This window comes from Picosynechococcus sp. PCC 8807 (assembly GCF_001693295.1).
In the GTDB taxonomy this organism is placed as follows: domain Bacteria; phylum Cyanobacteriota; class Cyanobacteriia; order Cyanobacteriales; family MRBY01; genus MRBY01.
Genome location: NZ_CP016489.1, coordinates 15,821 through 39,101 on the forward strand (window position 1 = coordinate 15,821; position 23,281 = coordinate 39,101).

Genomic DNA, 23,281 nt, shown 5'->3' on the forward strand with positions numbered 1-23,281 from the left:
ATGGGGTTTAGCTAACGGGATAGATTTGGGGACGGTTGGCCCGCAGTTCAAAACTATTGAGGTAACCGACTGGGTCGCTTGGGTCGAAGGCTTTTTGGTCGATAAAGGCGCTGGCTGGTTCTACCTTGTTATCTTCGCTGGGACTGGTAATCCCCATTTCGGCGGCAATGTCCCGGTAAAGATCGGTGCGCCAGGCTCGCTTGGCGATCGCCTCTAGATCGGTTGGCAATGTTTCAATTTGGCCCCAGCGGGCTGCTTGGGTCATTAACCAAATCCCCTGGGACTGCCAGAGAAACGTGGAATGATCATGGGGAATTGTCGAAGTTTCGGGGTGCAGCTCAAAAAAGGTCGTCGTATCTAAACTGCTCTCTAGCCGTTGCTGGGCATCAAAACCACCGTAGTCGTAATCCCCGACGATGGCCGGACGAGTATAGTTCACATTGGCCCCCGTAAAGGCCCGTTCAGCAATAATGCTTGCCACTTCTTGCCGATGACTCGGATCGCCACAGTACTGACAGGCTTCGATTAAGGCTTTGACGAGGGAGCGGTAGGTTTTGGGGTATTGTTCAATGAAAGATTCTGCCACTGCCAGCACCCGATCCGGATGGCCCCGCCACACATCTCGCCCTTGAATGAACGTAAACCCAATGCCTTCATTTTTGGCGATCGCCCTAGTATTCCAAGGTTCTGCCACCATGTAAGCTTGCATCGCCCCGATCCGCATATTGCTCACCATCTGGGGCGGCGGCGTAATCACTAACCGTAATTCCCGCATCGGATCAAGGCCAATGGCGGCGACTAAATAACGGGCAAAATATTCATAAATTGAAGAACTTAAGGGAATCCCCCAAGCGCGGTCATCAAGGGGAGATTTTTGCCAAAAATTGCGGAGATCTCGGCCAAATTTAGCTAAATCACCTTGGTAATCTGGCCATGGTTTTATGCCAGCCTCCCAAAGCTGTCGGTTCATGGTTAAAGCATTGCCATGGCGGTGGAGGGTCATCGCGGCCACCAACGGAAAAGCCCTAGCTCCTTCGGCACCAATTCGCGCATTGGTCACTGCCCCAGAAACCACCGGCGACGCATCTAACCGACCGAAGATCAACCCATCACGGGCATTGGCCCAACTGGCTTCGCGACTGAGTTGGACATTCAAACCGTATTTCTGAAAAAAACCTTTTCTGTAGGCGATCGCCAAGGGCGCACAATCATTCACTGGCACAAAGCCCACCGTTAAATTCGGCTTTTCCAAACTTTCTGGCCGTACCAAGGGCTCAACCGCTAAAGCATGGGGCAAACGACCCTGAATCTTTTTACCCGTTGGGGCAGTACAAGCACCATAAACTAATGCCGAAGCCGTTGCCCCCATCCCAAATACAAAGGAGCGTCTACTTATTTTATTCATTGCAGTGATGCTCCTAATGCTGGGCCGGACGATGGGTAATCGCCGTTTGCAGATAAGCGAGGGCCGAATCTAGGATCAAGCCTGTGATGCCGATGACAAAGACCGCCAAAAATACCGAACTCACATTGAGGCGGTTCCATTCGTCCCACACAAAAAAACCAATGCCAATGCCCCCGGTGAGCATTTCCACCGCGACAATGACGAGCCAAGCGACCCCCATGCTGATCCGCAATCCCGTAAAAATGTAGGGTAAACTCGCTGGCAAAATAACCCGCCATAGTTGTTTCCAGCGGGGCATTTCTAACATTCGCGCCACTTCGAGATAATCCCTCGGTACTTGGGCCACACCTTCTGCGGTGTTGATAATCGTTGACCAGAGGGAGGTGATAAAAATGACAAAAATCGCCGAGGGTTCTGCTCCATTAAAAATCGACAAGGCGATCGGTAGCCAAACTAAGGGCGATACAGGTTTGAGAATTTGAATAATCGGGTTAATCGCGAGCCAGGCATTACGGGAGAGGCCAATCCAGATTCCCACTGGGATCGCCACCAAAGCCCCCAAAATAAAACCAATAATTACCCGGCGCAAACTGGCCAGAAGCAACCAACCTAAACCCAAATCTCCAGGGCCACGCCGATAAAAGGGATGCAGAATAAAATCCAGGTTATTGACCAATGCTTCTAGGGGCGTCGGCATCATTTCGCCCCGCACTAAGGCGATCGCCCACCAGAACAGTAACAATCCCCCAAAACCATAGAGGGGTAGCCAAGCTTCTTTATGGAGACTCCCTTGCCAAAAAGACGGTACCAAAAACTTTCTGGCCCCACGGGCCAAACTTGATAATAAAACCATGCAAAATTACCTACCCTTTCGCAGTAAATAGAGGGAAGTGATTGGTAACTGACAGTCGTTGTGTGGGAATTCTGATTTACGGTGCGATCGCCGTGCTTCAGTCTTCTTCCGATGCTGACGAGGTTAGCTGACGGGCTAGGACTGGAAGATGTCCCTTTTCTGCATATCTCAGAAAATAAGCCCCGGTGTCTTCCCGGTTGGGTTGACGGGTGGTTCCCCCGCTTCAAGGCTTCGTAACCTTGAACTAAGCTGACTTACTCAGTTGGCCTATAAGCTAGCATTTTTTTAATGGATTTGTAAACTAACACATTGACCACCCCCAAAAAATATCAATGTTATCGGATATTTGATAAATATTTTCTCTTGTTTGTTTCTGAAAAAAGTTTAGTGAAATTATCAATCAAAAATAATATTCTAAAAATAGAAAAAATCCCAATTTTTTAGTTGCTGTAATTTTTTTGGTAGTAATAATTTAGACAATCGATGATTTAGTTTCAGAAATAAATCATGGGGAATATAGTTTAGAAATAGCCAACCTCGCGTAAAAATTGTTTACGATCAGAGTGAAGTTAAATTGTTGAGACCGACGATTATAGATTCCATGTTAAATTTCGACCGTGATACCCGCCGCCAGTTCCTAAATCTTGTGGCGATCGCCGCGGCCTTTGTGACTAATATCTTGGCAAATATTGAGCCCCTGGACGGTTTAACCATTGCCGAGATTTCTGATCAATACTTTGCCGCAGTGCCCATTGTGCCCGCCGGTTATGCCTTTTCTATTTGGGGCTTGATCTATCTCGGTTTGATTTCCCTGGCCATTTACCAAGCTTTACCCAGCCAGAAACAAAAACCCCACGCCCGCAAATTGGGTTATGCCCTCGCTTGGAGTAGCTTGGCGCAAATTTTGTGGGTTATTGCCTTTCAATACCAGCGCTTTGTCTTGTCTTTGGGGTTAATTGCCCTCGTGTTGTTGCCTTTGGTCTTGCTCTATCAACGGTTCGCGAGTGGGCCAAAGCCATTGCCCAAAAAAGTGAAGTGGTTTATGCAAATGCCGGTCTCGCTTTATTGTGCTTGGATTACGGTGGCGACGATCGTGAACGGGGCCTGCGTTTTAGATTACCTGGGTTGGCAGGGCTGGGGCTTAGGGGCAGCCTTCTGGACAGTTAGTTTGTTGATTGTGGGGATTCTCTTGGCGATCGCCGTGACAATGAAACATCGAGATGTCGTCTATGGCGGTGTGTTTGTCTGGGCTTGGGTGGCGATCGCTGTCAAAAATTGGAGTCAGGGAATTATTCCCCTAGTGGCGATCGCTGCTGCTCTCGGTTTAGCAGGTTTATGTGGTGTGATTCTTTGGTTTCCCCAGCGCCTCTCGATTTATCCTACGTCGCAAAAATGAAAGTAACTAATTTTCAGGTTTTCTAATCTCCCGTAAGCATCAATGGCGTTGGCGATCGCCTGGGGGAATTAAGGTCACGGGTGTTTATCAAAGAGTATATAACATACTCTTTATCTTTAAAGTTTAATTAAGCGTTTGTGACTCAATATTGCTCCTTTATTATTTAGTTTGTTGTTAATGGTTAGTTTGAGTCTTGAGTAAGCGTTGCTAATGCTTGTTTGGCAATCGTCTCAGCTCTCTGGGATGTCACCTTTTGGTAGCGTAAAGTTGTCTGGATATTTTCATGACCCATGAGGGCTCTCAGGGTTTCGATGCCCATCAACCCGACCCGCTCGGTGGCAAAGGTATGGCGTAGATCATGGAACCGGAGGCCCTGGAGTTGGGGTTCTCGTTGGGTCATGGTGCGCCAATCACTGTAGGCGGTGCGATAACTGAGGCGACTAACGGCTTTTGTTAAGGGTTGTTGGGCAGTAAATAGGGCTGGATGCTCTGGGTGGCGGTAGTACTTTAAATAAATCCCCAGGCTTTCATCGACATCTGGGCTGTAGAAACACCAGCGCTGTTTGTTGCCTTTACCAATGACCTGGAAGCGGCGTTCCTGTAAATCCACTTGGTCATAGTCCAGGGACAATAATTCGGCAATGCGGGCCCCGGTGCGGTGGAGTAAGCGCACGAGGCAATGGAGACGAGGCTGCTGGGCGCTGGCTTGGTAGAGGACTTGGAGTTGCTCTGGGGTCAGGTAACGGATGGTCTGGTCGCTGTGGTGTTCACCTTTGTTTGGATTAGGTTTGCGTTGGGGCAGGCGGGCCAGGGGATTAGTCACTAAATACTGCTGCTCAACGGCAAAGTTCAGTAGGGATTGGAGAATCGCTTGGTGGCGACGGTGGGTGGTGTAGCTGAGGTGTTCTAACTGTTGGAGGTAATCCTGTAGGGTTTTGCGGTCGAGGTGGGTAATGGGCCAAGCACCATAGTCTGCTAGCAGGGGGAGCAGGGCCGTTGTGTAGGAACGCACCGTGCTGGGGGCCAGTCCTGGTCGTTCTAAAAACTCTGTGGCGACGGTGGCAAGGGTGGGCATTATCTCTGGTCTTAAAGCTAAACTCTATGGTAGAAAAATAAAGTAGGTTAAAAGTAGCACATTAAAAATATTTAGATAAATGCTAGTTGATATAAAAAAGTAAAGGATTATGGATAAATTAGAAGCGCTAATAACACCGCAATCTAACGAGTCTTTGGGAGATTATGTTCAGCGTCAACGGCGACGGTTAGGGCTCACCCAAAGGGAAGTGGCTTTAAAGGCAGAAATTCATCCCCAGAGTTATGGGAAGGTGGAACGGGGTCAAACAGTGCAACTTAATCAGCGCACGCAACGGGGATTGGCCTATGCGCTCCAGGTGCCGGAGGAATATTTAGAGGCTTTAAGTCGCGGCATTGCGGTGGCGGTGGAGAAGCAACAGGCGTTGCGGTTTTGTCCCCAATGTTGGACGCCAGGGTCAGCACCGGATCCATTATGGTTGGTCTTACGGGCACAGTATTGTTTTGCTTGCGGGACGAAGTTGCAGAGTCGCTGTCAGGGTTGCCAACAGCCAATCACTTCTTTAAAACATCGTTTTTGTCCCTATTGTGGTAAACCTTATAAAAGTTCAGTCAATCGCCCTGCTTCCCAGGCGTGACCAGCAATGGGTTATGCTTCGTCGCGGTAGTAGGCAACTTTTTGCTCTAGGCGGGCGATCGCCTCTGTGAGGGAAGCATAAACTTCACATTCATCGGTATTGTCGTCCTGAAACATGACTTCACCAGCAAAATGCTCTGGATAAAACTCTTTAGTTTGCGTAGCTTTGTAAGGAAGAATATCAATGTTTTGGGTGATACATTTGGTAGAGTGCCTCAAGATCTTGTTTAAAAAGATCACTGATAGATTGAGGGCCAATAATCTTACAATCTTTCCCGTAGGGTAAGATTTCACGGAAAAACCAAAAGGTACTGGTTACCTGGCGAATGACTTGGCGCGTTTTAGGGAGCTCTGGATGCCAGTCATTATAGACATCGGTACTTTTCCCTTGATAAGCAAAAGCCAATCCTCGATACAGGTGTAGTTCTACAGAAATGCTATCGAGGTGCGATCGCCATTTTTCATTGAGGGGACTGACGGCAGCATCCTGAATCCGGTCTAAACGCAAACTCCAATTGTGTTGCAGTTTAGGTAAATCAAGATTTCCTTCCGTTTCCGTTGCCCAACAGTCGAGGTATTGGCGTTTTTCGTGGGTGACGATCTGAGCGTGGTGAATAGAAAATGTCCATGTATTTTCCCTTGGATCTTGATAAGAGAGTTGAAAGGGCTGTTGACGACGAATAAAATTGTCAATCTTTTGTCGCCAAGGGGGGAGAGGCTGCTGTAAAAATTTTTCGATCTCTTGTCTGAGGGCAATGTTCTCTAGTTCACTCCGTTCGCTCAAAATCTGGGCAAGGGCGATCGCCTCATCGATCTGCCCTGCATCAATTAGAAATATCCGTATTCGTTCCAACGCATTGATTCGTTCCAATTGCCAATCGTTATTCGGCGCAATTTTTAGCTCCCGTTTAGCAATCTTCTGAATGAGCTTAGAGATATTCGGGCGATCGCCCCACTCACAGCCAAACTCTAGGGCCAACTCCTCAAGCTGAGCTTTTTCCAACTCCCTTAGCGATAACGTAACTGACTGGCCTCTTCGACTCATACCAAAAGTGTCCGTGTACTTTGTCCTTACACTGTGATCTAATTTCAATTTTGTCAGTTATGATTGATATCAACAAGGATTTACGGACACTTTCGAGTGATATCTCTCTACCGCTACTTTGAAGCTCATGTTTATTAGTTCTCAGCGATTACGGGCCTTGAAAATTTTAGTAAGTGCAGTCTCCTGCTCACAGTTGCTTGAGAGAAGTGCCAAAAATTCACTAATTATTAGCTTAAAATCTAATTCTGAGATTAAGGTTATAGCTCAATCAATCGCAAAAAACTTTAGCAATTCTCAACTGATACGGCAATTAAATATATTGCCTTCAAATAACAATGTTGATTTTCTATGGAATTTACATATTAAAGCAAACAAAATCTATTTTCAGAATCAGGAAATTGGATCTTTAAAAATTCTCTTTAAATCGACATTACCGGGAGAATTGCAAGCTCGATTATCCACTGAAAGCATTATTGAGCGTTACTTAGAATATTTACAAAAAGTCTATAAAATTGCAGTTTTAAATGAGAGCGATCGCCATGTAGAGCTATTTATTCCCGATGGTACTATTCTTGACTTTGAGCAATTATGGCGAAAGTTTTTACAGAAAGTTGCTTTTTCTGACTATGGTTTACCTCAGTATGAATTACCGGGCTTAATGCAGACCTTTGTAGCTATGCTTAACTCTATCAAACTTGCAGAGAGAGGCTTTAATGCCCCAACTCTTCCAATAGCCACTAGAGGACAGGCTATTATCTTATGTGCTTGGTATTACGCTGTTTGGCAATACACCAAAGAACAGTACGAAAATAGATGTATAAATATTAAGAAATGGAATCTAGAGTTGGAGAAAGAAACAATAGCTGATAAAGACAGAAAAAAGATACTTAAAGATATTAAAGAGGCACAAGAAAAAAGCCAAAAAAATATCGATAAATTCGCCAAAAAATTTGGAGAAGTTTTAGCAGAGCATCAAGATATATATAAAAAGCTTGAATCTATTAGTTCACAGCTAAATTCTAGCGAGATTGATTCGAAAAAATCAAAAAAAATGAAAAAAGAGGAACAAACATTATTAAGCAAGGTTGTATTTGGTGAAGAATTTATCATTGATAAGCAGAAAGTATTTGCTGATAGCCAAAAAGATCCATTTAAATTTCTTGAAATAGACAAAAATAAAAATCAAGAAACGTTTACATCAATTGCAGAGCTTAGTAAAAAGTTTAGTAAAACAGCAATTGATCAAATTGGGAAAAAAAGTGACTATTTCGTCAAATGTATTATTGAAATATATCGTCTATTAGAAATATTAAAAAACAACAAATTTGACCCACTGCCTGCTCCCATTTTAACGGAAGAAATAATTCCGCCCCGATCGCGATCGCCGGGGGATGATCATAAGGAATTTTGCTATGCCTGCGGTGTGGGTCTTGATCCTAAAAAAGCGAAGTGGCAGGTATTGCGCTTCATGTTTGAGCGACCATCCCAACGCCGTCAATCAGCATCGGGTGAGGGAAGACCCCATATCTGTGATTCCTGTGCATTGTTAGCATTTGCTTCGCCTTTAAAGGTGACCGATGAGAGCATTATTTTAAAACTAGAAGCAGCGGACAATCAGATATCAACTCAACTCAAACTGAAAGATTATCTGAGGATGCTGACCTGTAAAGAAATGAATCTCAACGCAGGTAAATATATTGTTCTCACTTCTGACAAAACAAAAAAAGGTGATGCTGCATCCTCAAAATTGGGACAAGTACAATATGCGATCGCCAAAGTTGCTTCATTATTTAGCGTGGAGGTATTACAAGACTTTAAGTTTTCTTTAATCACCCAAGCAAGTGAGCCGATTATTTTATCTAACCGCCATCTTATTTTCGTTAAAGGAATCATGGCAGGCTATGGACAAAGCATTATTGAGAGCGGAAAAGAAATCAATCTAAAGCTAGGAGATGCTATCCGCCATATACAAAAAGACATGCCCTATTTAGCAGAATATTCAATAACTAAAAATGTTACTTACTCCGATTGTTTTGAATTAGAAAAAGTACGTCAACTTTACTGGCAAACTATCCAACATGATTTAGGAAATAACATGACCTCTAATAAGCGACTAGCTAAACGAGCGCGTCTTTATAAAGATGTTGCTGCCTTAACGGGTTTAACGGCTGCCTTTGTTGGCTCTATGGAAAGTTCTCTAAAGTCTAAAGAAAAAGAGGAAGACTATCGTAGAGAGATGAGTAAATTAATTGAAAAAGTTGATGATCCCAACTTTTTTGGTTATTACGCAACCTTAGGAGTTGAGACAATTGTTCAGGCTCGACTTTGGAAGAATCCTGATAACTATTTTATTTATCAGCAAACTCAAGAGCTTTTACAAACGCTTGGTCAATCAAACCGAGAACAAGAGAAAGAAGGAAAAACTTGGTTACAACTTTATATTGATGATGTCACCAATGCCTATGCTCATTTTGCAGACAGTGATAACTATTCTCAAGAGAAAGATTGGAAAGAATTAACCTATCAATTGAAACTTTCTCTTTATACTCGTTTCCCCGAACTTGTCCGTAAATCTAAAAATTCTGGAGATAATTAAAAATGGCTACTGGATTACCCCAAATCAATAATAATACTCGTCTTCACTTTGATATCTATGCCATTCTTGAAGGCTCTCAAGAGCTTTATTTAGGGCATGAAGTACAAGTCAACGTCAACATGGTAGAGGTTGTTAAACTTAGCACTCGTGATGGTCAATCTTTAGAAAAATGCTATATCTCGCCAACTAAAAGACGGGGTGTTGAACGACGTTGTTTGATTTGGGCGCCCCATAAAGATGGCACTCTGTTAGGCGATAAGCTGAAATGCGGAATTCCTGCTACCTGTGCAGAAATTGAATGCCCAATTTGCTCTGTATTTGGTGGTTTAGAAGCTGGCAAGAAAACATTGATCGGTCGCGTAAGCCACGGTGGCGGTGTCGCGATTCAAAACATTGATCCAGAAGAGAAGCAGCGGGCAATGCACCCATCCCGTATGGCAAGCCCAAAAAGTGGCAAGGATGAAACACCCATTCCTTTTAAGCGGCAATACAATCAGCCCGGTATTCTATACCCTGTTTCTAACCACGGCTTAAGCATTACGGATCAAGATTTTGCCGCTGTTGCCTATGCCTTTCTTGATGCTCTCCCACGCATTGGCTCCGGTAATCCTAAAGGGGTGGCGATCGCCGAAAACCCAGATACACATCAACCTTTATTAGTGGTAGATCGTTACCTTGTTCCACGAGGAAAAAGACCTGTAATCTCTCCTTCTGTGACCGATCCAGAGATTGCCGTAAATGATTTTATTCGTCTGTCACAAATTCCAGAGCATGAAAGCGAAAATCATGTTGAACTCAATCACTTTGAACGATGGATCGGAGACACCGCCCTAGCAAAATTACAAGATTATTCCAGTACGTTCGTTGATAATGTTCTCCAGAAATAAGCCATGTATTGCCTCCAACTCACCATAAAACCTACGGCGGCAATGACGTTTAGGATGATCCCCGGTTCGATCTTAAACATTGCAACCTACCCCTTTGTTCCTCCCACAAGTTTGTCTGGTTTTCTACGGCGACTGACCATGATGAAAGCTGGCTTAGATATTCCTGAGACAAAGGTTAATAAAGAAAAACCACCAACCTATTTACTACCACCGGATTACATCACCTTAGGTGCATATCCGGATCTAAGTGAATGGACTGGCATTCATCGCACCTATCGTAAAGGGATGCAAGAGTTTAACCATGATGACTTTTCTAAGTTAGTTATCAAAGGTAAAGGTAAAAATTTTCAACTCCATACTTGGGAATATTTCTTTACAGAACAGTTAAGCGGCTTTGTTATCTCACAATCTGCAAAAAAATTAGAGGCTTTACGCGCTGTAGAAGGTTTTGGTTGCTATATCGGGAAAGAAGGTTATGCCTATGTCGAAAAGGCTTCTGAAGTCATTGAGATGATCGAAGAAGAATGTGCAGCAACTCCTTCTACTGTGGTTCCTGCGGATGATTTGATTCAAAATTCTCAATGGTATGGAGGCTGCGATATTTACAATCTTTACCATTATCGATGGCAAAAGGAAGCCTATGCACAACTTGAAGAAACAGGTGTTTGGGGAGAAGAACCCACAGCGGTTGATGGCTTTATTCCTTTTACAGGAGCCTACTATTCTGATTCAGCTAATCATCCCATACTAAATTACTGGACTGATCAGGAAAATATTTTTATCCCTAGCTCATTAGTTAGCCTATTAAGTAGAAATGATCCAAGCTAAAAAGAGACAATTTATTTTCGGAAGAGTTTTTTTTCCTGATGGAAAAAACAAAATTCCTAAGAATTTACTGTTCCAGCCATTAGGTAATCACGTGGCAAATGTCACTAAACTGGTTAGTTTATGGAATTGGCAATCACCAGAGTTTGTAAATATAGCAGATCTTGATGCAGCTAAGAAAAGAACTTTGAGAGCCGCTAAAATTCATGACATGGGTAAACCTCAAAAGTTCAAATTCAAAGTAGAGGTTAAAAACAATAAACCCAAATTAATTTATTCATTTAGTGGTCATCGCTTTCTAGCAGAGGACAAGCATGAGCCTTGGGCAGAATACCTTGCAAAAGGACATCATGATTTCTCTATCCATGATATTGCAAGGGATAGCTATAAATTAAAAACATTAGCTCAGTCTAATAATTTATTGGGTAAAGCGAGCCAGTATCGAGAAATCCTAGAAGCTGATCCCCTTGCTTATGCTAGAGAACTATACATTTTAGAAATGTGCGATCAGATAGAAGCAGAGATTGCTTGTCGTTTTTATGATGATGACGAGCAGGCAGAAAGCCGAGCTTTTATGGATTTCAATATTGTCCAAGATCCTCAAAATAATTATAAGTTTTCTCTAGAGCCTTGGGTATTTGGTGATGATGTTTCTGAAATATCATTACCACTCACCACATGGTCGATGCCTTTCCCTAAAGATTTAAAGCAGGAGATGGAAAGCTATCAAGGCGATCGCCTAAAAGATAAAGAGACGGATTGGGCAAAACGACTTAACAAGGCAGTGAAAGACTGGTGGAACAATAATTGTGATATTAATTCAACAAGAAATAATAAGCATATTATTATCCTGAAACGGCTAGTCAATGAAAAATTAGGAGCTATAGACTGTAATACTTTATACCTGAAAATTCCAGAAGATAAGAGTTTTACTCCTAATGAAATGCAACAGGCAGTAATGGATAACATTATCGGAGAGGATAAATATCCCGCACTACTGCTCAAAGCTCCTACTGGCTCCGGTAAAACAGAGGCAATATTATTTCCTGCATTAGCCAATCGCAACCGTTTATTTTTGGTTTTGCCGACGAGAAGTTTAATTGAAGATCAATCAGAACGGATTGATAAATATCTAACTCGATTTTCTGCTCTAGAAGAGAATCAAGATCGCCAATTTTCTTTAGTCATTGATACAGGCTCGGTAATGACAAGAAAATTATATGGAAATGGTGAAAATTTTAAACCCAAAATAACCCTCGTCGCCATTTATATAAAGGCGATGTAATTCTAACTACCCTAGATAAATTTATTTATCGCTATTTCGCCTTTGGGGATAAACAAAAATCATTTATTTTTCCCCATCGCATCCAGCAGCAAAAAACTTTGATTTGCTTTGATGAAGCCCATAGCTATGAAAATATTGCCTTTACCAACTTCCAAAGTTTGGTGAAGTCACTTTATGAACAAGGTCGATCACTTGTTTTAATGACGGCAACTATGCCGGAAAAACTCATAAAAACTTTTGATTATTTAGAGCCTCTAGATTTTTCTGATTTTGTTGAACCTAAATTGAGGAGCTTTGATTATTTGGATAAAATTTCTATTGGAGAAGAACAAGAAGATGGCAGTTTCGATTCTAGTAATTTTCAAGAACAAGTAACGGCGATCGCCCTTGAAGAAATTAAAGCAAAACCTCAACGCAGAATATTGCTAATTGTAGAGACCGTTAAGGATGCAGTGGGTGTATATCTAAAACTTAAGGAGAAACTAAATCCAGATAACTTATTTCTCTACCATGGTCGAATTGCAGATCAGCTTAGACCAGATATTTATCAACAAATCAAACAACGAGATGACAATGGGCAACCTTACATTTTGGTAACGACTAGAGCCATTGAAGTTGGCTGTGATCTCAATGCAGAAACTTTGATTACTCAAATTTGTCCCCCAGAGAATTTAATTCAACGAGTAGGTCGTTGTAATCGTCGTGGTAATGTCCAAGATGCAAAAGTAATTGTAGTGGGCGATCGCATTCCTGATTTTCTCAATACTTTAGATACAGAAGCTTGGAATAACTATCGATCAGTTCTTTCTCAATTAAATGAATTTGATGCAGAAGCAGTTGGAGATTGCATTTTTTCTCAGCAACAAGTTGATGATTATCGAGTATTAGAGACTTTCTCCATGCTCCATGATTATGTCTATGGTAGTGATTTAACTTGTCAGGGAACTCACGAAAAAGGGGTAATTCCAACCCGTAGCTGGCAGCCTTCCGTAACTTTACAATTTATCGGTAAAGATCACTCTAGTGAAGTTGATATTACTGATGAAAAACCACATTCTATAACAGTTCCTATTGAAAGACTTTGTGGTGGGAGTGAGTATGCCCATGTGAATGTTCAGGAACAATTTTATGACAAAGATCAAACTAAATGGAGTAAACGAAGTTTACGATGGGGCAGTGCTTATAACAAAAATATTCTGGTGACAATAAGAAACGAAGATCAAATAGGCTTATGCTTTGCTCATGCATTAGAAAATTATCAATATGATTCAGAGTTGGGATTTGTAGATTTGCCTAAAGTCTTCATAAAGATTGCCTCTAAAGGCACAGAGGAGAAACTTCTTCATATTTGTGAAAAGAATGGAGAAAAACATAAATCAATCATTTCTTACATCAAAGAAAATATAAACTAATTATAGTTTTCTAGAAAAATGCCCTACAGTTTAGTTATTAATTTTGTCCCGCGATCGCCACTGCTAAAAACCCATCTTAATGGTCGTAATCTTCACGCTCTATTTCTTGACCTGGTTAGTTCCGTTGATAAAGACCTGGGGACACAACTGCACCAACAACAGAGTGAAAAAGCCTTTACCCTCAGTCCAGTGCAGATCAAGCTCAATCGTAAGCTAATGCAATGGAGCTATCATCGGGCGATCGCCCCTGGAACTTCCTGTTGGTGGCGCATTACCTTATTGGATGACAGCCTATTTGGAAAACTAGCTCATCTCTGGCTAAATATAAACCGCACGGAACCTTGGCAGCTAGGGTCTGCCCAGCTTGATATTGTCAGTATTCTTTCCAATCCCCAGTCACAACAGCCATGGGCAAACTTTATTTCTTACACCAGACTCTATGAACAAGCCCTTGATGGCACAGATAGCCGAACTTCACAACAGGCAAGAAAAATAAATTTTAGATTCTGTACACCTACAGCATTCAGAAAAACACAATACGATGTTTCTCTACCAGATCGAGACTTGATTTTTCGGAGTTTGCTTAAGCGATGGAATCAATATAGTGAAATTCCTTTTGAATTTACAGAGACTATTTTCGAGCCTATTTATCCTAGTTTCTTTGATATTAGAACTGAAATGGTCAGCGATAAACGGAGTAAATTTATTGGCTGTGTTGGTGAAATGAGTTTCAGTATTTTAGGAGATGTAAATGCCCAAATTATCAAGCAAATTAATACCTTAGCTGACTTTTCTTTTTATGCAGGTATAGGACGAAAAACGCCGATGGGTATGGGACAAGTTTCTAGATATTAAAGGTTTAAAATGGACGATTATCTACCTCTCGCCTATCTAAATGCATGGGAATATTGCCCAAGACGTTTTTACTTTGAATATGTACTTGGGGAGATGGAAATTAATGACCATATTATTCGGGGAAACCATCTTCATCGGAATATTGATCAAGCTGGGACATCAACTGAAGGAGATACCCGAATTCATAGGCAGCAATGGGTTTGGAGCGATCGCCTAAAAATTAAGGGCATTATCGATGCGGTAGAAGAGACTGATGGTTTACTGATTCCCCTCGAATATAAGAAAGGAAAAATGGGGAAGCACCCCAATGATCATTTTCAACTTTGCGCTGCAGCTCTATGTTTAGAAGAACGCACCAAACAAAAAATTCCCTACGGTGAAATTTTCTATTACGGCAATCGACGGCGACAACAAGTGGAGTTTACCCAAGTTCTACGCACCCAAACAGAACAGGCAATTATAGCTGCTCACCTTGCCTCAGATAAGCCCATGCCTCTGCCAATCACCAATCAAAAAAAGTGCACTGATTGCAGCCTAAAGCGTTTGTGCCTCCCTGAAGAAATCAAAAAACTCGTTAAATCCCATTAACCATGTCAACGCTATACTTAACTCAACCAGATGCCATTCTGAGCAAACAACAAGAAGCATTCAAGATTGCCCTGAAATCTGAAGATGGCACATGGAAAAAACAATCGATTCCCGCTCAAACCTTGGAAGATATTGTTCTTCTGGGTTATCCCAGCATGACAGGGGAAGCCTTTGGATATGCCCTAGAACTTGGTTTACCTGTGCATTATCTCAGTCGCTTTGGTAAATATGTTGGCTCTGCTCTCCCCAGTGAATCCCGCAATGGTCAACTGCGTCTTGCTCAATTTCGCGCCCATGAAAATCCCCAACAACGCCTCGATATCGTTAAGGCGATCGCCAAAGGTAAAATCCACAACCAATACAATCTCCTCTACCGTCGCGGCCAAAAAGAAAATCCCCTCAAAGGTCGCGAAAAACTCGTTTTACAGAAACATTCCCTCGATGAAGTGCGGGGTGTTGAAGGTTTAGCCGCACGGGAATATTTCGCCTGCTGGCAAGATATCCTTGGAGATTCTTGGGAATTCACTGGACGTTTTCGTCGTCCCCCCACCGACCCCGTCAATGCTTTACTCAGCTTTGGTTATGGCTTACTCCGCACCCAAGTGACTGCTGCGGCCCACATTGCTGGACTCGATCCCTACATCGGCTTCCTCCATGAAACCACCCGTGGTCAGCCCGCCCTCGTTCTCGACCTTATGGAAGAATTCCGTCCTCTAATTGCCGATAGCGTTGTTTTGACTGTCCTCAAACAAAAAGAAATTAAACCCAAAGATTTTAATGAAAGTCTTGGTGCTTACCGTCTCAAAGATGATGCTTGTAAGGTCTTTTTATCTGCCTTTGATCGCAAACTTTGTTCAGAATTTAAACATCCCATTTTTAACTACAAGTGCAGTTATCGCCGGGCCATTGAGTTACAGGCTAGATTGCTCGCAAGGCACCTACAGGAAGGGATTCCCTACGAACCGTTAATCATTCGATGAACACTCTTTTTTACCTGATCATTTACGACTTACCTTCTACAAAGGCAGGGGATAAGCGCCGCAAGCGTTTGTTTGATTTATTATCGGGTTATGGCACTTGGAAACAATTTAGTGTTTTTGAATGTTTTCTGACGACAAAGCAATTTGCAAAATTACAAACTTCGATAGAAAAATTGATCAAACCAGATGAAGATGCTGTCTGTATCTATATCCTTGATGCCACTGCTGTTAAAAAGGCGATCGCCTACGGTACATCTACACCAGAAAAACCAGGTAGCATCATTCTTTAGATTTGACCTAAAATCAAATTGGCAAACCCATAGCGTGACCAAAAATCCTAGGGACTTTGCCAAAACCTCTAGAACCTTGAAAACTCAATACTTTTCAATACTTAAAGGTCAACAATTTATAGAGCGATCATGGGTAAAATTGGATGCATGGAGCGACATCTGCCAAATGAGCTTTGCAAAGCTAGGTATCGTAAGAGTCCTGGCTCGCGGACTTTCTAACCACTAAATCCCGATCACGGGACTGAAACCTGCTAAGGCCGTCCTTTCCGCTGAAGGCAAAATCTTTCTAACCACTAAATCCCGATCACGGGACTGAAACGCCCTTTCTCGTATTGAAGCAACCTTCCCCAACAACCTTTCTAACCACTAAATCCCGATCACGGGACTGAAACGTGCGATCCGTTACCCAGTATTTGCGATTACCGCCCAACAACTTTCTAACCACTAAATCCCGATCACGGGACTGAAACAGAAACAGAGTTGAAGAGGGTCACAGAATTGAATCAAACTTTCTAACCACTAAATCCCGATCACGGGACTGAAACAATTCTTTCTCAATGCCCGCGACCAATCGAGCGACTTTCTAACCACTAAATCCCGATCACGGGACTGAAACAAAAGAACCCCGGATACTTGACTAAAATCAATTTGGCTTTCTAACCACTAAATCCCGATCACGGGACTGAAACTTCCCAAACCCAGACCCTAGCGTGGTTTTTCCCCAACTTTCTAACCACTAAATCCCGATCACGGGACTGAAACAAAAGCAGAAAATGCTTATCTCAAAGAGCAGCTTTACTTTCTAACCACTAAATCCCGATCACGGGACTGAAACAAGGGAAGATATTTCCAAACCACGGTCACGACTTTCTAACCACTAAATCCCGATCACGGGACTGAAACAACAGAGAAATCGGAGAATCCATTAAGCGATCCATCTTTCTAACCACTAAATCCCGATCACGGGACTGAAACATGAGGGCACCAACGTTACAGCCTCGGTTATTGACTTTCTAACCACTAAATCCCGATCACGGGACTGAAACATGAGGGCACCAACGTTACAGCCTCGGTTATTGACTTTCTAACCACTAAATCCCGATCACGGGACTGAAACTCCTGTTTTGCCTTCTTTGCCCTCAGAAGCTTCTGCTTTCTAACCACTAAATCCCGACCACGGGACTGAAACCAGCGTTGCCAGAATAGCAAAAGCATTGCCGGCTTTCCAACCACTAAATCCCGACCACGGGACTGAAACCAGCGAGGTTTGCCCTGTTTCCATCAAGTTGAAAACTTTCCAACCACTAAATCCCGACCACGGGACTGAAACTTGTTAATCATTGCTTTTGCCTGCGGGATGGCTTCTTTCCAACCACTAAATCCCGACCACGGGACTGAAACGTATTATTCACGGTTATGTTGGACTTATCAATAAAACTTTCCAACCACTAAATCCCGACCACGGGACTGAAACTTAGCAGGGAGCGAGTTCGACAACTACTTCCCTGACTTTCCAACCACTAAATCCCGACCACGGGACTGAAACAGACATTGACGCCAAAACCCAAAAGCCATTCCAACTTTCCAACCACTAAATCCCGACCACGGGACTGAAACATATTTCTTAAAACTTGTTTCGTTTCTTTACCTTATGCTTTCTGGCCTCTACTATCTTTTGGAGTTACTGGGTTTACCGTGACTACATGGAACTCATTAAGGCATATAACGCCAATGAGTCTGAGGCTGAATTCCGCCATCGAATTAACGTAGGCTTTGATGGTACTTGGACATTGATGTCGATGATGACTATGGTTTACTGCATCGGGAAGTTGAAGGACAAAGGTTAAACTGTTTTCTGTTTTGCCTTGGTTAGTTATGCTTCTTTATCCCAGAGTTCCTGGATGCACTTTTGTAGTGGTTCCAGTTCATGCTGGATAGTGTGCCAAAGAATGTCTTCGTCCAAGTAAAAGTATGTGTGGGCAATAATGTTTCTCAGGCCAATGATGTTTCGCCATGGAATATGTGGATACTGATTTCGGATTTGTTCTGGGATTTTCTTGCTGGCTTCTCCAATGATTTGTAGGTTAAGGGTCACTGCATCAAAGATAAGTGAGTGCTTTAAGAATGCTTCTTTTTCCAGACCCTCACTATATTCCTGGATTTTGTCAATGCTTGTTAGAATATCATTGAGGTAAAGCTTAAGGCTCCTAGACATATTTAGCCTCATTCAATACTTGTTCACGAATGATTTCTTTTAAAGACTTTTTGGTTGCTAAGTCAACCGGTTTATTAAATAATTCTTCCAGGAAAAACTTTAAGTCCATGTACAAGCTAAGGGTTGTTTCATTTTGAAATTCAACAACAAAGTCTAAGTCACTGGTCGCTGTGGCTTGATTATGAGCAGTTGACCCAAATAATGCCAGAGTTTTAATACTAAACTCTTCAAAGAGATTGGGATAGTTCCTCAGCGTTTCAAGAACTTGTTCTGATGTTATTACTGAAGAACAGGCTGTCTGTTGTTTAGTCATAGTTAGAGTATGGGTAGTAGCGGATAAAATACAATTACGATTCATGAATGTTAAATTGTAATGCTCCTGGGAACTCAACTTTCCAACCACTAAATCCCAACTACGGGACTGAAACGTCCCACTGTTAGCGATCCATCCTTACAATTGGGTACACTTTTCAACCACTCGCATCTTGCACCAGGGGCAAAGAGATACGCTGCGTCTAGCGCCAGGAGTTCGATTGATGCTTGTAATTTCGTTGGAGGTGATGCTATTCCTGGCATAGCGACAAACTTACCCATCTACCTTTTTGTACTTTCGCTGGGGATGACGGGGATTATCCGGATATTTCATCACCACTAGCCCAGCCTGGATCGCGGGATAGAGATAGTTTTTGCGGAAGGTAGGTTTACGGGTGAGAGAAAAAGATTCCATTAGAGCATTAGTGCTCCAAAATTGGTCATCCATAATGGCAAGGAGTTGTTTTACTTGATCGGCTTGATCATTTACTTAATCGCCTGGGTTATTTTTTGTTGTTGATAGTGGACTGGAGAATGTCAGGTTTTGGCGCAGGGTTGTATTAATGATATCCAGCATAAAGCAAATGAATGGGGTGCTATTTGATCAGGCTTTCGCTGGGGAGGAGGTAAGAGGCGAATGGTCGAGTGCCCCGATCTGCTGAGAGATAATACTGATCTGGTTAATGATTTGGGGGGGTAATGGTGAAGGGCGGCTGATAGGACATTAGATGGCCTCGCTGGTGAACGACCCGATGCCCATGGCAAGGATATAGAATACGGGCCTCCTATTTCAATAGGAATTACCACTGAAACGAACAAAATATCTGTTTTGATTACTCACTTTTTTCAAAGTTGTATGGGCGATCGCCAAAATCTCGGAAAATTTCCTCAAATTTCCGACCCAAGGAAATCTGCTTCCGATAGCAGCGATTTTGCCACCGCCAGAAAAAACCTCCGGAGGTGTATAAGGTGTGGGGAAATTTCCTTGGTTTGACTAGAGGATAAACGGCAGAGCGTGCTTCTGATTCCGTGGCTAGACAGTCAGAAGTTGATGGCGCTTTGCCCATGGCTAGGTGGCTCATTGCCTGTTGTTTGCTGATAATTCTCAAGAAACCGGGATCATTCAACAACTATTGCGAATAGAACTTGCATTGACCTATCCAGATGTTAGCAAAATACCACCCAACCCCCAGCGGATAACCAGCAATTAACCATCAGAGTAAACAGTAATACAAGTTTACTTTTCAGCCTAAGCATCAATAAGAGAAAATTCTCAGCAAAAATTCGCCCCCCCGAACCAAGACCAGCCCAAGACAATCACAGCTTTTACAGACGAACCATTATGAAGTTGTGTAACAAATAAATCACTTCTATCCGTGCTGTTCAGGGCAATTTCTCTTCATCAGTAGGAGGAATAAATTATGTCTAAACTCAAAATTGTGATTGACCCCGGTAGTAGTGCAACAAAAGTGGCCTATTGCCTAGAGGGTACTTCTACCCAATGTTTTGTGATGTCCCCCTACTGCGCGGCAGTGCCCCCAGACTACCCACGCTCCTCTGGGTGGATGATGGGGTATACCCATGTGGAGAATGCTTGGGTATCCCATGGCGATGCCTGCTATCTCCTGGGTGCCGGTGCCAAGAAGTTTCAGGGTTCCGCGGTGCGCAACAATGACCTGAAATACATCAAGGCTCTGTACAAAATTCTGGGAGTCCTATCCCATATCCAAACTCAGCTTCAGGAATCACCAACCATAGACCTGGGGATTCTGCTGCCCTTGGACGAATATGTCACAAAAGACCACCTAGAGGAGAGTCTCGTTGCTGCCCAGGAGCGGTTTGAATACTGTGGGCGATTGCTCTCATTAGACATCAATGAAATCACCATCTGTCCAGAGGGAGCAGGACTCTTTCTCCAGGGATTACCAGCCAAAATTAATCCCCAGTCAGCGCGGGTGGCAGTGTTGGTGATTGGCCATCGCAATGCCTCATGGCTGGTGACCGACAAAGGTTCTCCCCTAGTAGCGGAATCAGTGACCAATAACCTCGGCTTTCGTTGGCTTGTGCAAGAAATGCAGCGTCGCACAGGCCATAAAGATGAAATTACCCTGGCCGAAATGATTTTCACGGGTAAGCATCACGATAGAGCAGTGCACCAGACCATGGAAGTATGCCTTCCCCTCTACTGGCAACAAATCCAGAACTTTCTGGCAGAACAACAACCTGTGGACTATGTGGTGTGTGGTGGCGGTGCAGCACTCCTCCTGAAGCAGGAAATTACCAGTCATCTATCAGGAAAGGTGAGTTGGGCTAATCATCTGGTGCGGGGACTGGTGAAATCAGGCATCAAAGACCGGGTGATGGCTTGTCGTTTGGTGGATGGTTACGGACTTTTACACAGCCTATAAACAATAGAAGCAATGAAAAAAATGAGCAAACAACACTTTTTCCGCAGTGAGGCAAATAGTCCCCTGCGGCAGATCCTAGAAGACCTAAAACAGAGCGAGGGTCGGAGCCTGCAAAAAGAACTGGCAGATGCCCTTCTGATTTTGCATTATCCCCGCATCCTGCAAAAACAAGACGCTACACCAGAACAGATTCAGCGTCAGGCGGAACTATCAATCCGGCGACTATCCCAGGAAATCAACCAACTGACCGCCCTGATTAACAGTCTTTCTCCTTCATCCTTGGAAGACTCACAAGCACTGTCACGCTTGGAAAAATTCAGCAGAGACGGAGAAGAGATTGAGGCTGAGGAGGCACCCTGTTTTAGCCCCAGATTATTTGCGAAGGACACCTTTTGAGGCATTGACCCATGAATAAACAAGACATCATCAGCCAGTACAAAACCTCAATGACCAAACTTAACCAAGTCTTGGGGGCTTTGGCCATTGATCTCAACACAGAGGTATTTACGCCAGAACAGACAGCCTTACTAGAGCAGGTCTGGTATTTAGTGCGCCAGGAGAATAAAACCTACAAACAAGCGATCGCCTTGGTCACCCATCAACCAACACAAACAGTAGTGACACCAGAACTCAGCCATTTCCTGGAACGAGAATCAATGACCTTTGCCAACCAGGTCATAGAAGAGACCCCAGGCATCATTAAGGAACAACAGGCTGTCATACGTCGATATATCATCGACTCCTTCTGGAAACGAATAAATGAGATTGGGTGTTCCGAGGAATTTCAGCGAAGATTTGATGCCGCCCTGTATGGAGACAAAACTTTAGATGTTTCCGATATCTCCATACAGCCAGAAGAATCAGCACTGCTATTGAAGAGCTCCCCACACCTGACGCACCTCTGGAGGTTTTCTTCTGACGGAGGCAAAATCGCCGCTATCGGAGACTGATTTCCTTAGGTCGGAAAATTGAGAGGATTTTTGAATGTGTTGAAACTTTTGAGGGTAAGTTCAGCCAAAGCGGGCGGCGACCATAAGAAAAATTATTACGCCGAGGAGCCTTCTTTATAAATCGCTCTCAGGCGTGAATCGGATTCGTAAAAAAGGCTTGTAGTTGACCATAGATGATTAAGCCAGGGCCGCTACTTTTTTGGTTTTTTTAGACTGGCAATTCGAGTTGAATGTCATCACGTAAGCCGCGACTTCTATTAGTTCAGGTTCAATTTTTAACCCTTTAGCATCTCGTAACCAGATCAGAACTTCTGCAAGATGCCACAGGTCGCGTTTACCTTGGTATACAGGAATAGGGCCGTTTTCATCAGCCATTGTCAGGTGCTGTCTAATATTCTGGCGACTACATCCGAGAATAGCAGCAATATCTGAAGCCCCGACTAAATCTGGCCCAGCCTCAATCAGTACAGCTCCGGGAATAGCGCTCTCGATATCTTTAATTGCGGACTCAACAGCTAACTCTAAAGATTCAGATTCCCGACTAAAGTCAGCTCCTATAAACCCATTACGGCCAATACCAATCATTGCATCGTCACAGCCAGCCTCAAATAGTGCGTCTAAGTATTGCTCAGGGTTTGTATTGACACCAGGGAGCCTGAAAGATAGCTCAAAGTTATAGTATTTCATGGTTTTAGTCCTTTGTTCATTCCCTATTCTCATCACAACCATCAACCCATTTACGAATATTTCTGGCATGACCTTGAGGATTTTTCGGCGTAGACCAAATCGAATTAGCGCAAAACAGGCGATTGCGACAGCCCTTGTTTTCGGGGCATAGGAGTCTTCCCCAACAATGCCCGCCGCCTATTTCCACTCTCCAGCCGTTAGCTTCTGCGTACTCCAGCGCCGCTTCGATTTCTTTATTGGGATGTCGATTTCGATTCATGTCTTGATTCCAAGATAGGTGCTATTTTTTCACTTGTCAATCGACAAGTAAGCGGTTTTATCGAGCCACGCTATTTTCAGAGGTTACAGAAAAATTAGCTCAAGCCTATCAATGACTGAGACTGAACTTGAGCAAACGCCTATTACATGAACCCCTTTACCTCCATTTCGGACAGCAGGGCTTGATGACACAGCCTTTCACCTTGTCATCAAGCCCTTGACAGTAGGCGATCGCCGCCGGGACATCATCGATAATTGCCTCTAAATCCTGCATCGCCCTGATGACTGTGGTGAGGTTGCCCACCGATGCCTTTTCCCACTGGTTTAAAAGGAAACGGCGGGATAGAGTCGCTTCGACTGCATCC

Annotated in this window: 22 protein-coding genes, 1 pseudogene, 1 CRISPR repeat array and 1 riboswitch; of the genes and pseudogenes, 14 read left to right on the forward strand and 9 right to left on the reverse strand. The window is 43.4% G+C overall.

Features of this window, described 5'->3' with window-relative positions; genetic code table 11:
• Window positions 1–7 precede the first annotated feature (7 nt).
• The gene (locus AWQ24_RS15165) at window positions 8–1,405 is read right to left on the reverse strand and encodes a CmpA/NrtA family ABC transporter substrate-binding protein (RefSeq protein ID WP_065717506.1); all 1,398 of its coding nucleotides are present in this window, start codon (window positions 1,403–1,405) and stop codon (window positions 8–10) included.
• A 13-nt stretch (window positions 1,406–1,418) separates the two neighbouring features.
• Window positions 1,419–2,258 carry a nitrate ABC transporter permease gene (ntrB, locus tag AWQ24_RS15170; protein WP_157096900.1) on the reverse strand — a complete coding sequence of 280 codons (840 nt, stop codon included), beginning with the start codon at window positions 2,256–2,258 and terminating at the stop codon, window positions 1,419–1,421.
• 97 nt (window positions 2,259–2,355) lie between these two features.
• Window positions 2,356–2,519, reverse strand: a riboswitch (cyclic di-AMP (ydaO/yuaA leader).
• A 340-nt stretch (window positions 2,520–2,859) separates the two neighbouring features.
• Here ntrB and AWQ24_RS15175 point away from each other — a divergent pair.
• A complete protein-coding gene (locus tag AWQ24_RS15175) occupies window positions 2,860–3,654 on the forward strand; it encodes a hypothetical protein (RefSeq protein ID WP_065717507.1) in 795 nt (264 codons plus the stop codon).
• Between the two features lie 181 nt (window positions 3,655–3,835).
• Here the strand turns inward: AWQ24_RS15175 and AWQ24_RS15180 are convergent, their stop codons facing one another.
• Entirely contained in the window at window positions 3,836–4,729 is an 894-nt protein-coding gene (locus tag AWQ24_RS15180; RefSeq protein WP_065717508.1) for a tyrosine-type recombinase/integrase, read from the reverse strand.
• Window positions 4,730–4,838: 109 nt separating this feature from the next.
• Between AWQ24_RS15180 and AWQ24_RS15185 the strand changes: the two genes are divergently transcribed.
• Window positions 4,839–5,324 carry a double zinc ribbon domain-containing protein gene (locus tag AWQ24_RS15185; protein ID WP_065717509.1) on the forward strand — a complete coding sequence of 162 codons (486 nt, stop codon included), beginning with the start codon at window positions 4,839–4,841 and terminating at the stop codon, window positions 5,322–5,324.
• Window positions 5,325–5,504: 180 nt separating this feature from the next.
• Here AWQ24_RS15185 and AWQ24_RS15190 read toward each other — a convergent pair whose 3' ends face one another.
• The gene (locus tag AWQ24_RS15190; protein ID WP_065717510.1) at window positions 5,505–6,368 is read right to left on the reverse strand and encodes a WYL domain-containing protein; all 864 of its coding nucleotides are present in this window, start codon (window positions 6,366–6,368) and stop codon (window positions 5,505–5,507) included.
• Window positions 6,369–6,495: 127 nt separating this feature from the next.
• Between AWQ24_RS15190 and AWQ24_RS15195 the strand changes: the two genes are divergently transcribed.
• The 9 genes from AWQ24_RS15195 to cas2 all read left to right on the forward strand — a co-directional run bounded on the left by AWQ24_RS15195 (window position 6,496) and on the right by cas2 (window position 16,086).
• On the forward strand, window positions 6,496–8,964 hold the full coding sequence (locus tag AWQ24_RS15195; protein WP_065717511.1) for a hypothetical protein: 2,469 nt from the start codon (window positions 6,496–6,498) through the stop codon (window positions 8,962–8,964).
• A gap of 2 nt (window positions 8,965–8,966) precedes the next feature.
• Entirely contained in the window at window positions 8,967–9,851 is an 885-nt protein-coding gene (locus AWQ24_RS15200; protein WP_062437137.1) for a hypothetical protein, read from the forward strand.
• 138 nt (window positions 9,852–9,989) lie between these two features.
• The gene (locus AWQ24_RS15205) at window positions 9,990–10,679 is read left to right on the forward strand and encodes a hypothetical protein (protein WP_232309029.1); all 690 of its coding nucleotides are present in this window, start codon (window positions 9,990–9,992) and stop codon (window positions 10,677–10,679) included.
• Window positions 10,666–11,961 carry a DEAD/DEAH box helicase gene (locus AWQ24_RS16590; RefSeq protein ID WP_232318925.1) on the forward strand — a complete coding sequence of 432 codons (1,296 nt, stop codon included), beginning with the start codon at window positions 10,666–10,668 and terminating at the stop codon, window positions 11,959–11,961. Before AWQ24_RS15205 ends, AWQ24_RS16590 begins: the two co-directional genes overlap by 14 nt.
• A gap of 23 nt (window positions 11,962–11,984) precedes the next feature.
• Window positions 11,985–13,373 (forward strand): CRISPR-associated helicase Cas3', encoded by a 1,389-nt coding sequence (gene cas3, locus AWQ24_RS16595; RefSeq protein ID WP_232318932.1) that lies wholly within the window; start codon window positions 11,985–11,987, stop codon window positions 13,371–13,373.
• 18 nt (window positions 13,374–13,391) lie between these two features.
• On the forward strand, window positions 13,392–14,228 hold the full coding sequence (cas6, locus tag AWQ24_RS15215; RefSeq protein WP_065717512.1) for a CRISPR-associated endoribonuclease Cas6: 837 nt from the start codon (window positions 13,392–13,394) through the stop codon (window positions 14,226–14,228).
• 9 nt (window positions 14,229–14,237) lie between these two features.
• The gene (gene cas4 / locus AWQ24_RS15220; RefSeq protein WP_065717513.1) at window positions 14,238–14,816 is read left to right on the forward strand and encodes a CRISPR-associated protein Cas4; all 579 of its coding nucleotides are present in this window, start codon (window positions 14,238–14,240) and stop codon (window positions 14,814–14,816) included.
• Between the two features lie 2 nt (window positions 14,817–14,818).
• Window positions 14,819–15,796 carry a type I-D CRISPR-associated endonuclease Cas1d gene (cas1d, locus tag AWQ24_RS15225; RefSeq protein ID WP_065717514.1) on the forward strand — a complete coding sequence of 326 codons (978 nt, stop codon included), beginning with the start codon at window positions 14,819–14,821 and terminating at the stop codon, window positions 15,794–15,796.
• Complete coding sequence (gene cas2, locus AWQ24_RS15230) at window positions 15,793–16,086, forward strand: CRISPR-associated endonuclease Cas2 (RefSeq protein WP_012308495.1); 294 nt, start codon at window positions 15,793–15,795, stop codon at window positions 16,084–16,086. Before cas1d ends, cas2 begins: the two co-directional genes overlap by 4 nt.
• A 211-nt stretch (window positions 16,087–16,297) precedes the next feature.
• Window positions 16,298–17,703: a CRISPR direct-repeat array (repeat unit 37 nt; unit sequence CTTTCTAACCACTAAATCCCGATCACGGGACTGAAAC).
• A gap of 256 nt (window positions 17,704–17,959) precedes the next feature.
• Here cas2 and AWQ24_RS15235 read toward each other — a convergent pair.
• The 3 genes and pseudogenes from AWQ24_RS15235 to AWQ24_RS16330 form a co-directional block, all read right to left on the reverse strand.
• Entirely contained in the window at window positions 17,960–18,301 is a 342-nt protein-coding gene (locus AWQ24_RS15235; RefSeq protein WP_030008170.1) for a DUF86 domain-containing protein, read from the reverse strand.
• Window positions 18,294–18,614 (reverse strand): nucleotidyltransferase family protein, encoded by a 321-nt coding sequence (locus AWQ24_RS15240; RefSeq protein ID WP_065711831.1) that lies wholly within the window; start codon window positions 18,612–18,614, stop codon window positions 18,294–18,296. The genes AWQ24_RS15235 and AWQ24_RS15240 overlap by 8 nt, the downstream gene beginning before the upstream one ends.
• A 273-nt stretch (window positions 18,615–18,887) precedes the next feature.
• Window positions 18,888–19,076 (reverse strand): annotated as a pseudogene (locus AWQ24_RS16330) (Fic family protein); the annotation flags it as partial.
• Between the two features lie 958 nt (window positions 19,077–20,034).
• On the opposite strand from AWQ24_RS16330, the gene AWQ24_RS15250 reads away from it, so the two are divergent.
• From AWQ24_RS15250 to AWQ24_RS15260, 3 genes are read left to right on the forward strand one after another with little or no spacing between them, the layout of a single operon-like run.
• A complete protein-coding gene (locus tag AWQ24_RS15250; RefSeq protein ID WP_065717515.1) occupies window positions 20,035–21,021 on the forward strand; it encodes a ParM/StbA family protein in 987 nt (328 codons plus the stop codon).
• Window positions 21,022–21,042: 21 nt separating this feature from the next.
• The gene (locus AWQ24_RS15255) at window positions 21,043–21,417 is read left to right on the forward strand and encodes a hypothetical protein (protein WP_083993600.1); all 375 of its coding nucleotides are present in this window, start codon (window positions 21,043–21,045) and stop codon (window positions 21,415–21,417) included.
• Window positions 21,418–21,428: 11 nt separating this feature from the next.
• Window positions 21,429–21,971 carry a hypothetical protein gene (locus tag AWQ24_RS15260; RefSeq protein ID WP_065717517.1) on the forward strand — a complete coding sequence of 181 codons (543 nt, stop codon included), beginning with the start codon at window positions 21,429–21,431 and terminating at the stop codon, window positions 21,969–21,971.
• Between the two features lie 177 nt (window positions 21,972–22,148).
• Here the strand turns inward: AWQ24_RS15260 and AWQ24_RS15265 are convergent, their stop codons facing one another.
• On the reverse strand, window positions 22,149–22,658 hold the full coding sequence (locus AWQ24_RS15265; RefSeq protein WP_065717591.1) for an AlpA family transcriptional regulator: 510 nt from the start codon (window positions 22,656–22,658) through the stop codon (window positions 22,149–22,151).
• 415 nt (window positions 22,659–23,073) lie between these two features.
• The gene (locus tag AWQ24_RS16605) at window positions 23,074–23,220 is read right to left on the reverse strand and encodes a hypothetical protein (RefSeq protein ID WP_232318926.1); all 147 of its coding nucleotides are present in this window, start codon (window positions 23,218–23,220) and stop codon (window positions 23,074–23,076) included.
• Window positions 23,221–23,281 lie beyond the last annotated feature (61 nt).

Excerpts from the sequence above, each read along its gene's own strand:
- AWQ24_RS15180 (WP_065717508.1), bottom strand. The coding sequence starts at position 4,729 with ATGCCCACCCTTGCCACCGTCGCCACAGAGTTTTTAGAACGACCAGGA.
- AWQ24_RS15205 (WP_232309029.1), top strand. The coding sequence starts at position 9,990 with ATGATGAAAGCTGGCTTAGATATTCCTGAGACAAAGGTTAATAAAGAA.
- AWQ24_RS15165 (WP_065717506.1), bottom strand. The coding sequence starts at position 1,405 with ATGAATAAAATAAGTAGACGCTCCTTTGTATTTGGGATGGGGGCAACG.
- AWQ24_RS16590 (WP_232318925.1), top strand. The coding sequence starts at position 10,666 with ATGATCCAAGCTAAAAAGAGACAATTTATTTTCGGAAGAGTTTTTTTT.
- cas2 (WP_012308495.1), top strand. The coding sequence starts at position 15,793 with ATGAACACTCTTTTTTACCTGATCATTTACGACTTACCTTCTACAAAG.
- cas6 (WP_065717512.1), top strand. The coding sequence starts at position 13,392 with ATGCCCTACAGTTTAGTTATTAATTTTGTCCCGCGATCGCCACTGCTA.
- AWQ24_RS15200 (WP_062437137.1), top strand. The coding sequence starts at position 8,967 with ATGGCTACTGGATTACCCCAAATCAATAATAATACTCGTCTTCACTTT.
- AWQ24_RS15265 (WP_065717591.1), bottom strand. The coding sequence starts at position 22,658 with ATGAAATACTATAACTTTGAGCTATCTTTCAGGCTCCCTGGTGTCAAT.
- ntrB (WP_157096900.1), bottom strand. The coding sequence starts at position 2,258 with ATGGTTTTATTATCAAGTTTGGCCCGTGGGGCCAGAAAGTTTTTGGTA.
- cas4 (WP_065717513.1), top strand. The coding sequence starts at position 14,238 with ATGGACGATTATCTACCTCTCGCCTATCTAAATGCATGGGAATATTGC.
- AWQ24_RS15185 (WP_065717509.1), top strand. The coding sequence starts at position 4,839 with ATGGATAAATTAGAAGCGCTAATAACACCGCAATCTAACGAGTCTTTG.
- AWQ24_RS15190 (WP_065717510.1), bottom strand. The coding sequence starts at position 6,368 with ATGAGTCGAAGAGGCCAGTCAGTTACGTTATCGCTAAGGGAGTTGGAA.
- AWQ24_RS15235 (WP_030008170.1), bottom strand. The coding sequence starts at position 18,301 with ATGTCTAGGAGCCTTAAGCTTTACCTCAATGATATTCTAACAAGCATT.
- AWQ24_RS15195 (WP_065717511.1), top strand. The coding sequence starts at position 6,496 with ATGTTTATTAGTTCTCAGCGATTACGGGCCTTGAAAATTTTAGTAAGT.
- cas1d (WP_065717514.1), top strand. The coding sequence starts at position 14,819 with ATGTCAACGCTATACTTAACTCAACCAGATGCCATTCTGAGCAAACAA.
- AWQ24_RS15250 (WP_065717515.1), top strand. The coding sequence starts at position 20,035 with ATGTCTAAACTCAAAATTGTGATTGACCCCGGTAGTAGTGCAACAAAA.
- AWQ24_RS15240 (WP_065711831.1), bottom strand. The coding sequence starts at position 18,614 with ATGACTAAACAACAGACAGCCTGTTCTTCAGTAATAACATCAGAACAA.
- AWQ24_RS15260 (WP_065717517.1), top strand. The coding sequence starts at position 21,429 with ATGAATAAACAAGACATCATCAGCCAGTACAAAACCTCAATGACCAAA.
- AWQ24_RS15255 (WP_083993600.1), top strand. The coding sequence starts at position 21,043 with ATGAGCAAACAACACTTTTTCCGCAGTGAGGCAAATAGTCCCCTGCGG.
- AWQ24_RS15175 (WP_065717507.1), top strand. The coding sequence starts at position 2,860 with ATGTTAAATTTCGACCGTGATACCCGCCGCCAGTTCCTAAATCTTGTG.